The sequence below is a fragment of the Pseudomonas sp. PDM28 genome (genome assembly GCF_019219115.1).
GTDB classification, from domain to species: domain Bacteria; phylum Pseudomonadota; class Gammaproteobacteria; order Pseudomonadales; family Pseudomonadaceae; genus Aquipseudomonas; species Aquipseudomonas laurylsulfatiphila.
Map to the genome: position 1 here is coordinate 391,866 of NZ_JAHUWG010000008.1, position 10,121 is coordinate 401,986.

Genomic DNA, 10,121 nt, shown 5'->3' on the forward strand with positions numbered 1-10,121 from the left:
CCATGCTGATTCCCGTGATTCTCTCCGGCGGTGCCGGGACAAGGTTGTGGCCGGTGTCGCGTGAAGGCCATCCCAAACCGTTCATGGCCTTGCCTGACGGCCAGTCGCTGCTGGGCAAGACCTATCGGCGTGCCGCCGACTTGCTCGACGGCTGGGGCGATATCGTCACGGTGACCAACCGCGAATACTACTTCCAGAGCAAGGATCACTTTCGGGACGCGCACCTTGGCCGTCATCGTGGGCACTTCCTGCTCGAGCCAACGGGGCGCAATACGGCGCCGGCCATTGCGGCGGCTGCCCTCTCCCTCCAGGCCCTGCATGGCGACGACGCGATCATGCTGGTCATGCCGGCCGACCATCTGATCGTCAATGTCGACGCACTCAAGGACGCAGTCGAGCATGCCGTGACATTGGCCAGGAGCGGTCACCTGGTGACCTTCGGTGTCGTGCCGACTGCTCCGGAAACCGGTTTTGGCTACATCGAGGCCGGCACACCACTGGACGACAAGGGCGCTGCCAGCGTGCGGCGCTTCGTCGAAAAACCCGACTTGCAAACCGCCACGCATTACGTGGAAAGCGGCAACTTCCTGTGGAACTCCGGGATGTTCTGCTTCTCGGTCGCCACCCTGCTGGCCGAACTGCAAACCCACGCGCCCGATTTGCTGGAGCAGACGCAAACCTGCATGGCCGCCAGCGCTGCGGTGGAAAACGCCGGGAGCGTGCAACAGGAACTGTCACCGGCGCTGTTTGGCGAAATCATGGACATTTCCATCGACTACGCGTTGATGGAGCGCTCCGACAAGGTGGTCGTCGTGCCCGCCCGTTTCGACTGGAGCGACATCGGCTCCTGGGGGGCGGTGGCCGCCCTGGTACCGGCGGATGCACAGAACAACCGCGCCGTCGGCGAAGCGATTTTCATCGACAGCCACAACAACTTTGTCCAGAGCGACAACCGCCTGGTAGCGACCGTGGGCGTGGATAACCTGATCATCGTCGACACCGCCGACGCGGTGCTGGTGGCCCACGCCGACCGCGCCCAGGATGTGCGCCGGGTGGCCAGGCAACTCAAGGACAAAGAGCACGAGGCCTATCGCCTGCACCGTACGGTCAGCCGGCCATGGGGCACCTACACCGTGCTCGAGGAGGGTCCGCGCTTCAAGATCAAACGTATCGTGGTCAAGCCCGGCGCCAAGCTGTCATTGCAGATGCACCACCATCGCAATGAACACTGGGTGGTGGTCGAAGGCATGGCCAAGGTCACCAACAACGGCACCGGCACGCACCTGGTGGCCAAGAACGAATCGACCTTCATTGCCGCCGGTCACAAGCATCGCCTGGAGAATCCCGGTGTGATCGACCTTGTGATCATCGAAGTGCAAAGCGGCGAATACCTGGGAGAGGACGACATCGTCCGCTTCGAAGACCAATACGGGCGGACGGTTTGAATGCTGCGTAATCTTTACCAATCGCTGTGGAGTTACCGGGGTTTTATCCTCGGCAGCGTCAAACGGGAGTTTCAGGCGCGTTATCGCAACTCGCTGTTCGGTGCCTTGTGGACCGTGCTCAATCCGCTGTCGATGATCCTGGTCTACACGGTGATCTTTTCCACCATCATGCGCGCCCGCTTGCCGGGGGTGGATGACGGGTTGGCGTACAGTGTCTACCTGTGCGCCGGCCTGCTGACCTGGGGCCTGTTCGCCGAGATCACCACGCGCAGCCAGAGCATGTTCCTGGAAAACGCCAACCTGCTGAAGAAAATCAGCTTCCCGCGCATCTGCCTGCCGGTCATCGTGCTGCTCAATGCCGGGATCAATTTCGCGATCATCCTGGGCTTGTTCCTCGGCTTCCTGCTGATCACCGGGCGGCTGCCCGGCATGGCGTTGCTGGCGCTGGTGCCATTGCTGATCCTGCAAGTGATGTTCGCCGCGGGACTGGGGATGATCCTGGGTGTGCTCAATGTGTTCTTTCGCGACGTCGGGCAGTTTTTCGGCATCTGCCTGCAATTCTGGTTCTGGCTGACGCCGATCGTTTATCCGCTGTCGATCCTGCCGACGGGCATCCAGAGCTTTATCGAACTGAACCCGATGACGGCACTGATGAACAGCTACCAGAACCTGTTTCTCTACAACCAATGGCCGAACTGGAGCTCGCTGGTCCCCTTGCTGGTGATCGGCCTGTTGTTCTGCGGCATGGCGCTGCGGCTGTTCCGCCAGCGTGTCGGTGAAATGGTGGACGAGCTCTGATGGGACATATACGTGTCAGTGGCCTGGGCAAGGCCTACAAGCAGTACCCCAATCGCTGGAGCCGGTTGTTCGAATGGCTGGTGCCCTTTTCCCCTACCCGGCATCACCTGCATTGGGTACTGCAAGGGGTCGATTTCGAGATTCAGCCGGGCGAAGCCGTGGGCATCGTCGGGGTCAACGGTGCCGGCAAAAGCACGCTGTTGAAGATGATCACCGGCACCACCCAACCGACCTGCGGCGACATCCAGCTGCAAGGTCGCGTGGCCGCGCTGCTTGAACTGGGCATGGGTTTCCACCCGGACTTCACCGGTCGGCAGAACACCTTCATGGCCGGCCAGTTGCTCGGCATGCAGGTGGAAGAAATCGAAGCGCTGATGCCGGAGATCGAGAGCTTCGCCGAAATCGGCGAGGCCATCGACCATCCGGTTCGCACCTACTCCAGCGGCATGCAGATGCGCCTGGCGTTCAGTGTCGCCACCGCGCGGCGGCCGGATATCCTGATCGTCGACGAAGCGCTGTCCGTGGGCGACGCCTACTTCCAGCACAAAAGCTTCGATCGCATCCGCAACTTCCGCAAGGCCGGCACCACGTTGCTGATCGTGTCCCATGACCGCTCCGCGATCCAGTCGATCTGCGACACCGCCATCCTCCTGGAAAACGGGCGCATGGCCATGCGCGGCAAGCCCGAAGAAGTGATGGACTACTACAACGCCATGCTCGCCCAGCGCGAGGGCCAGACGGTGCGCCAGGAAATGCTCGCCAACGGGCAGGTGCAAACCATTTCCGGGACAGGCGAAGCGGGCATTCTCAGCGTCCGCCTGCTTGACCCCAAGGGCCGTTCGGTGGAAGTGGCAGAAGTCGGCCAGGCGATGGTCCTGGAAGTACAGGTCGAGGTGCGCCAGGACATCGAGCGGCTGATTCTCGGTTTCATGATCAAGGATCGCCTCGGCCAACCCATGTACGGCATCAATACCCACCGGGTCGACAAAGCCCTCACCGACCTGAGCGCCGGCGAACGCATCACCTACCGTTTTGCCTTCGACATGCGCCTGGGCAAGGGCAATTATTCGGTGGCCCTGAGCCTGTCGCGACTGGATTCGCACCTGGATCGCAATTTCGAATGGCGAGACTACGGGCTGGTCTTCCACGTGATCAACAATCGCCAGGAAGACTTCGTGGGCTGCTCCTGGCTCGAAGCGCAGACCAGCGTGACCCGTTCCAGTGAGAATCGGGTGGAATCCATTGGGGAAACGCGATGACCAGATTGTTGGTGGAATGTACCTACGTCTTCGAACACCCGGATGCCAACTCGGGCATTCAACGGGTCGTTCGTAATGTAATTCAGCAATTGCCGGCCGCAGACACCCAACGTGAATGCATTCCGGTGGTGATGCTCAATGGCGCGTTGTTCGAGGTGAAAAGCCTGGCGCCCTTGCCGACCGTCAAAGTGGACCTGACGAGCCTGCGGGTGAAGATCGAGCAGGTCGCCAATCAGTTCTGGCTGCGCCACCGCACGCTGGAACGACGTCGTCCTTTCAGCCAATCGAAGTTTGCCCGCGGGGTGCTTTACGTCGGTTGCCGTCTCACCGCGTTCGCCTTCCTGAGCCTGCCGATTCGCCTGCTGGACCGGGTACTCAAGGGCAAGCCGGTTCCCGAGCGCTGCGTGCCATTGCAACATCGCGCTGGCGACCAGTTGGTGCTGCTGGACTCGTCCTGGCACGCCAATTTTTTCCCCCTGGCCGAGCAACTCAAGCGTGACGGGGTCGGCATCGTGTCGGTGATCTACGACCTGATTCCCCTGACCCACCCGCAGTTCTGCGACTCCGGGCTGGTGAAGGTATTCAACGAATGGTTCGACTGGATCGCCCGCACCGCCGATGGCTACGTGGCGATCTCGACCACCATCCGCGACCAGGTGCGCCAGGAGATGACCCGCAGGATCGGCACCGCGCAGGTCCAGCAACGCTGGTTCGACTACTTTCACCTCGGCTCCGAACTCGACCTGAGCGACGCCCGCTCCGCCGTCGACCCGGGGCTGCTGCAGATGTTCAAGTCGGCGGACCCTGTATTCCTGATGGTCAGCACCATCGAGCCGCGCAAGAACCATGCGTATCTGCTCGACGCGTTCGAGCGCGCCTGGGCGGCCGGGTCCAGGGCCCGGTTGTGCATCGTCGGCAAGATCGGCTGGAAGTGCGAGTCGCTGATTGAGCGTATCCGCCAGCATCCAGCGTTGAACCAGCGCCTGTTCATGTTCAACACGCTCTCGGACAAGAGCCTGGAACACGCCTATTCCCACGCAACCTCGCTGGTGTTCCCGTCCTACGTCGAAGGGTTCGGGTTGCCGCTGGTGGAAGCCATGCAGCGTGGCCTGCCGGCAATGGCCAGCGACATCCCGGTGTTTCGCGAAATCGGTGGCGAGTACATGGCGTACTTCAACCTCGCCGATCCGCAGAACCTGGCCGATCTGGTCATCGACATGGAAACGAGCGGCGCATTTCCCGCGCCCCTCAATCTGGAAAACTGGCGCTGGCTGAGCTGGCGCGAGGCGAGTGCGCAACTGGTCGATCGAATCCAGCGCAACCTCCACAGCGATGCGAAGGTGCCTGAGAGTCAGCATGCGAATTGCCCTTAACGCCCGCATCCTCCAGGCCCCGCGCACGGGCATCGGCCACTACGTCGCCGAACTGGCGACGGCCCTGGCCCGGGAACCGGACGTCGAGTTGTCGTTGTTCCACGGCTGGGGCTGGAGTTCGGTCCTGCCTGAAGCGGCGATGCCCGGTTACTCGCGCTTGACGCCATTGCTGCGACAGATCCCGGGGGCCTATCAGGCGCGGCGCTGGCTGGAACAGAAGCGCTTCGACCAGCGCCCCGCCCAGTCCATCGATCTGTATCACGAGCCGAGCCTGTGGCCGCTGTCGTTCAACGGCCCGACCATCATCACGCTGCATGACCTCACCCACCTGCACTATCCCGACACCCAACCACCGGCCCGTCTGCGCGAAATCGAGCGACGACTGGCCGACGGCGTACAACGGGCTCGGCTGATTCTGACAGACTCGCAGCACATCGCCGATGAAGCGCAGGCCTGGTTCGCCCTGCCGGCCGAGCGCTTCGTGGTGGCACCGCTGGGTGTGGCCGCACGATTCCACCCGCGTGAACCCGAGTCCATCGATCGCGTCCTCAAGACCCACGGCGTCGAGGCGCGGGAGTATTTTCTCTGCGTCGGCACCCTGGAGCCGCGCAAGAACCTGACCCAGGCCCTGCGCGCCCATGCCCGACTACCGGAAACCGTGCGCCAGCGTTTTCCCTTGCTGATCGCCGGTATGGCCGGCTGGCAGCGTCAGCAGTTCAACGACGAGTTGCGTTCGGCCCTCGCCTCAGGTCACGTGTGCCTGCTGGGTTACCTGCCCGACGAGGATCTGGCGCAATTGCTGGCCGGCGCCCGGGCGCTGGTCTTCCCTTCGTTGTACGAGGGCTTCGGCCTGCCGGTGCTGGAGGCCATGGCCAGTGGCACCCCGGTGATTCTGTCGAGCATATCGGCGATGCCGGAGGTGGCTGGCGAGGCCGGCAACTACATCGAGGCGCACGACCCTGACACCTTGCGCGATGCCATGCTGCGGTTGATCGACGACCCGGCACACTGGCAGGCCTGTCGCGAGACGGGTTTGCAGCGGGCGAAGCTTTTTTCCTGGGAGCGTTGTGCGACGGTGACCGCCCGCGCCTACCGCCAGGCTATGGAGAACTGATATGCGCGTTCTGCACTTTTACAAAACCTATTTGCCCGACTCCATGGGCGGCATCGCGCAAGTCATTTTCCAGATGAGCGAAATTGGCGTGCGCCATGGTGTCGACAGCACGGTACTGACCCTGAGCAACAACCCGGCGCCGGGCGTGTTGCAGATCCGCGAGCACCAGGTGCATCAGGCCAGGATGGCTTTTCAATTCGCCTCCACCGGTTTTTCCTACAGCGTGTTCAAGCAGTTTCGTGAGCTCGCGGCTGAGGCCGACGTGGTCAACTACCACTTCCCCTGGCCTTTCATGGACCTGGTGCATTTTGCAAGCTCCACCAAAAAGCCCAGCGTGGTGAGTTACCACTCCGACATCATTCGCCAGCGTTATTTGCTCAAGCTGTACCGTCCGCTGATGCGCCGGTTCCTGGACAGCGCGGATCGAATCACCGTGGCGTCCCCCAACTACTTTCACACCAGCGACGTGCTCAAGGACTACCGGGACAAGACCCGGGTCATCACCTACGGCCTGGACAAGTCGGGTTATCCGAAGTATGACGCGGCACGGACCGATCGTTGGCGCCAGAAGCTGGGAGACAAGTTCTTCCTGTTCGTCGGTGTCATGCGCTACTACAAGGGGTTGCACATCCTGCTCGAAGCGATGCGGGGGCTGAACTATCCCGTGGTGATCGTCGGTGCCGGCCCGCTGGAAGCAGAGCTGCATGCCCAGGCCAGGACACTGGGGCTGCAGAACCTGCACTTTCTCGGCTTCCTCGGTGATGAAGACAAGGTTGCCTTGCTCGAGTTGAGTTATGCGGTGGTGTTTCCGTCGCACCTGCGTTCCGAAGCCTTCGGCATTTCACTGCTTGAAGGCGCGATGTATGGCAAACCGATGATCTCCAGTGAGATTGGCACGGGCACCAGTTACATCAACATCCATAACGAAACCGGGCTGGTGGTGCCGCCCAGTGATCCACTGGCGTTTCGTCAGGCGATGCGCACGCTTTGGGAAAACCCGGTGCTGGCGGCACAAATGGGCGAGAAGGCGCAGGCCCGCTATCAGAATCTGTTTACGGCGGACGAAATGGGTCGCAAATGGGCGGCGTTGTATGAGGAACTGCTGGAAGAAAAAAACCTCGCCTACGCATGAGGCTTTTTTGCAGGATCCGACTTGCTTCGGCTGCGGCGTGCCAATAGCGTTACGAACTCGTGATTGTAGATTTTCCATGGCTTGCGCACGGCGCTTGCAAGCCATGGACTTTCCCCATCGCCCCCTGACTTGCAGATAAACGTCTATGCAATGCCTGCGCAATGACCGTCTGGACTGGAACCTGCTGCGCACCTTTTGGCTGATTGGCCAGGAGCTGAGCATGCAGCGGACGTCGACGCCGGATTACTCTGGCGCCTGCCGCCCCACGAAGGGATTGCCGATGTCGACATTCATTTGCTGTGGAACCGCGAACAGAAGATGAGCCCGGCCGAAACGGTGTTCCTGGAGAGCTTCCAGCACATGCTCAGCATTCGCGAGCCTGTGCTGTGAAGCCATGAGGGTTCAGACGTGAGGATCGCCCGGCGCCTTGCTCGGCGCTGCGTATTGCGGCTTCAGGTGCCCGTCCTGATCGAGTAGCCAGGCGTCCATGATCTGTCGTACGACCGGTCCGGCGACGCGGCCACCTGCCTCACCGTTTTCGATCATCACCGAAATCACGATCTTCGGGTGCTCGGCCGGGGCGAAACCGACGAACAAGGCATTGTCGCGGTTACGCTCACGGGTTTTCTCCCGGTTGTAACGTTCGCCCTGCTTGATCGCCACCACTTGCGCGGTACCACTCTTGCCGGCAATACGGTATTGCGCACCCGCCGCTGCGGCCCGGGCAATACCGCGGGCATCGTGCATCACCATCTGCATGCCATGGTTGACCTGCTCCCAGTCGCGTGGATCCTTGAGCAGAATATTGGGCATTGGATGCTCATCCACCGGCGCGACGCCGTCCACGGTTTTGGCCAGGTGCGGGCGATTCCACACGCCCTTGTTGGCAATCAGCGCCGTAGCCTGGGCCAATTGCAGCGGCGTGACTTGCATGTAGCCCTGGCCAATACCGAGAATCACCGTCTCGCCAGGAAACCAGGCCTGCCGACGCGTGGCGCGCTTCCATGCCTGGGATGGCATCAGGCCGGGGGATTCTTCGTTCATGTCCAGGGAAACTTTCTCACCCAGTCCGAACATCGCCATGTAGTCGTGCAGACGATCGATCCCCAGCTTGTGTGCGAGGTCATAGAAATAGGTGTCGTTGGAACGCATGATCGCTGCATCCATATCCACCCAGCCATCGCCGCTGTGGTTCCAGTTGCGGTACTTGTGATCGAAATCCGGCAGCTGGTAATAACCGGGGTCGAACACACGGGTCTGTGGCGTGACGACACCCGCGTCGAGGCCGGCGATTGCCACTTCCGGCTTGATGGTCGAACCCGGCGCGTAGAGGCCGCGCAGCACACGGTTGAACAGCGGTCGATCGACGGAGTCGCGTAGCGTGGAGTACTCCCTGGAACTGATGCCGGTGACGAACAGATTAGGATCGAAACTCGGGTTGCTGACCATGGCCAGCACTTCGCCGGTCGATGGATCGAGCGCAACCACCGAGCCGCGACGATCGCCCAAGGCTTGCTCGGCGGCTTCCTGCAGCTTGACATCGAGGCTCAGGACAATGTTTTCACCCGGCACCGGATCCGTGTGCTTGAGCACTCGCAGCACGCGGCCCTGGGCATTGGTTTCGACTTCCTCATAACCGACATGGCCGTGCAGTTGCGCCTCGTAGAATTTTTCGATGCCGGTCTTGCCAATGGATTGGGTGCCACGGTACTCGACCGTATCCAGGGCCTTCGACTCTTTCTCGTTGATGCGTCCGACGTAGCCGACCGAATGCGCGAAGTGCGCGCCCAACGGATAGTGCCGAACGAACTGCGGCTCGACATCGATGCCCGGCAAGCGGAACTCGTTGACGGCGAGTACGGCGATCTGTTCTTCGCTCAGTTCATAGAACAGCGTCACCGGTACGAAGGGGTGACGTGCCTGCTTCATCACCTTGTCGAATTGCGAGCGGTCTTCAGCGGACAAGTGCAGGAGATTGACCACCTCATCCAGCTCTTCGTTGACATTGGAAGCACGTTCGCGAGTGATGGTCAGGTTGAAGCTGGGGCGGTTGTCCGCAAGGAGTACACCGTTGCGGTCATAGATCAATCCGCGGGTAGGCGTAATCGGCAGAACATGTACGCGATTGTTTTCGGAGATGGTCGAGTGATAGTCGAACTCGACGACCTGCAGGACATATAGGCGTACCACCAGAGCACAGGTAATGGCGGCAACGAACAAGGCGCAGGCCAGGAGCCTCTTGTTGACCAGGCGTGTTTCTTTTTCGTGGTCCTTGATCGGTATCGGTTCAGGCACTTGTGCAGCAACTCTTTGAAAAGAATGCCGATCCGTGAGCGCAGACTCAGTCCATTAAAAATGAGCTGCACCTTACCAAACCCGGGAAGTCAGGTTTGTGTGATTTTTTTCACAATTGACCTTGAATGGGTCGTTCCCTGTTTTTTCGCGCGCAAAAACAAAACCCCAACTGCTTTCGCAATTGGGGTTTCGGAATTTAATCTTGACGATGACCTACTCTCACATGGGGAAACCCCACACTACCATCGGCGATGCATCGTTTCACTGCTGAGTTCGGGATGGGATCAGGTGGTTCCAACGCTCTATGGTCGTCAAGAAATTCGGGTACCGAGTCGTGGCCGGTTGGCCGCGCTTCAGCAAATTGGGTATGTGACAGCTGGTGTTTTGTGAGTATCTCGAACTTTCGGTTCGTTTCGTCTTCACACACCGCAATCTGGCCTTTCGACGCAAATTGCTTGGGTGTTATATGGTCAAGCCTCACGGGCAATTAGTATTGGTTAGCTCAACGCCTCACAGCGCTTACACACCCAACCTATCAACGTCGTAGTCTTCGACGGCCCTTCAGGGAACTCAAGGTTCCAGTGAGATCTCATCTTGAGGCAAGTTTCCCGCTTAGATGCTTTCAGCGGTTATCTTTTCCGAACATAGCTACCCGGCAATGCCACTGGCGTGACAACCGGAACACCAGAGGTTCGTCCACTCCGG

At 60.4% G+C, this 10,121-nt stretch carries 7 protein-coding genes, 2 rRNA genes and 1 pseudogene; 7 read left to right on the forward strand and 3 right to left on the reverse strand.

Going from position 1 to position 10,121, the window contains the following annotated elements:
- Nucleotides 1-2: 2 nt before the first annotated feature.
- From KW841_RS20305 to KW841_RS20335, 7 genes and pseudogenes are all read left to right on the forward strand, one after another.
- Entirely contained in the window at nt 3-1,445 is a 1,443-nt protein-coding gene (locus tag KW841_RS20305) for a mannose-1-phosphate guanylyltransferase/mannose-6-phosphate isomerase (RefSeq protein ID WP_218479454.1), read from the forward strand.
- The gene (locus KW841_RS20310) at nt 1,446-2,243 is read left to right on the forward strand and encodes an ABC transporter permease (RefSeq protein ID WP_218479456.1); all 798 of its coding nucleotides are present in this window, start codon (nt 1,446-1,448) and stop codon (nt 2,241-2,243) included. It abuts the gene before it with no gap.
- Nucleotides 2,243-3,502, forward strand: coding sequence for an ABC transporter ATP-binding protein (locus KW841_RS20315; RefSeq protein ID WP_218479457.1), 1,260 nt, complete (start codon nt 2,243-2,245; stop codon nt 3,500-3,502). The genes KW841_RS20310 and KW841_RS20315 overlap by 1 nt, the downstream gene beginning before the upstream one ends.
- Nucleotides 3,499-4,875: a glycosyltransferase family 1 protein gene (locus KW841_RS20320; RefSeq protein WP_218479459.1), complete on the forward strand. Its 1,377-nt coding sequence runs from the start codon at nt 3,499-3,501 to the stop codon at nt 4,873-4,875. The genes KW841_RS20315 and KW841_RS20320 overlap by 4 nt, the downstream gene beginning before the upstream one ends.
- Nucleotides 4,859-5,989: a glycosyltransferase family 1 protein gene (locus tag KW841_RS20325; protein WP_218479460.1), complete on the forward strand. Its 1,131-nt coding sequence runs from the start codon at nt 4,859-4,861 to the stop codon at nt 5,987-5,989. The genes KW841_RS20320 and KW841_RS20325 overlap by 17 nt, the downstream gene beginning before the upstream one ends.
- A 1-nt stretch (nt 5,990) precedes the next feature.
- Nucleotides 5,991-7,121, forward strand: a complete 1,131-nt coding sequence (locus tag KW841_RS20330) for a glycosyltransferase family 4 protein (protein ID WP_218479462.1) — start codon at nt 5,991-5,993, stop codon at nt 7,119-7,121.
- Between the two features lie 222 nt (nt 7,122-7,343).
- Nucleotides 7,344-7,511: pseudogene (locus KW841_RS20335) on the forward strand (LysR family transcriptional regulator); the annotation flags it as partial.
- A gap of 12 nt (nt 7,512-7,523) precedes the next feature.
- Here KW841_RS20335 and mrdA read toward each other — a convergent pair.
- The 3 genes from mrdA to KW841_RS20350 all read right to left on the reverse strand — a co-directional run.
- Complete coding sequence (gene mrdA, locus KW841_RS20340; RefSeq protein ID WP_218479463.1) at nt 7,524-9,416, reverse strand: penicillin-binding protein 2; 1,893 nt, start codon at nt 9,414-9,416, stop codon at nt 7,524-7,526.
- A 200-nt stretch (nt 9,417-9,616) separates the two neighbouring features.
- A 5S ribosomal RNA gene (gene rrf, locus KW841_RS20345) occupies nt 9,617-9,732 on the reverse strand.
- A gap of 150 nt (nt 9,733-9,882) precedes the next feature.
- A 23S ribosomal RNA gene (locus tag KW841_RS20350) occupies nt 9,883-10,121 on the reverse strand; the annotation flags it as partial.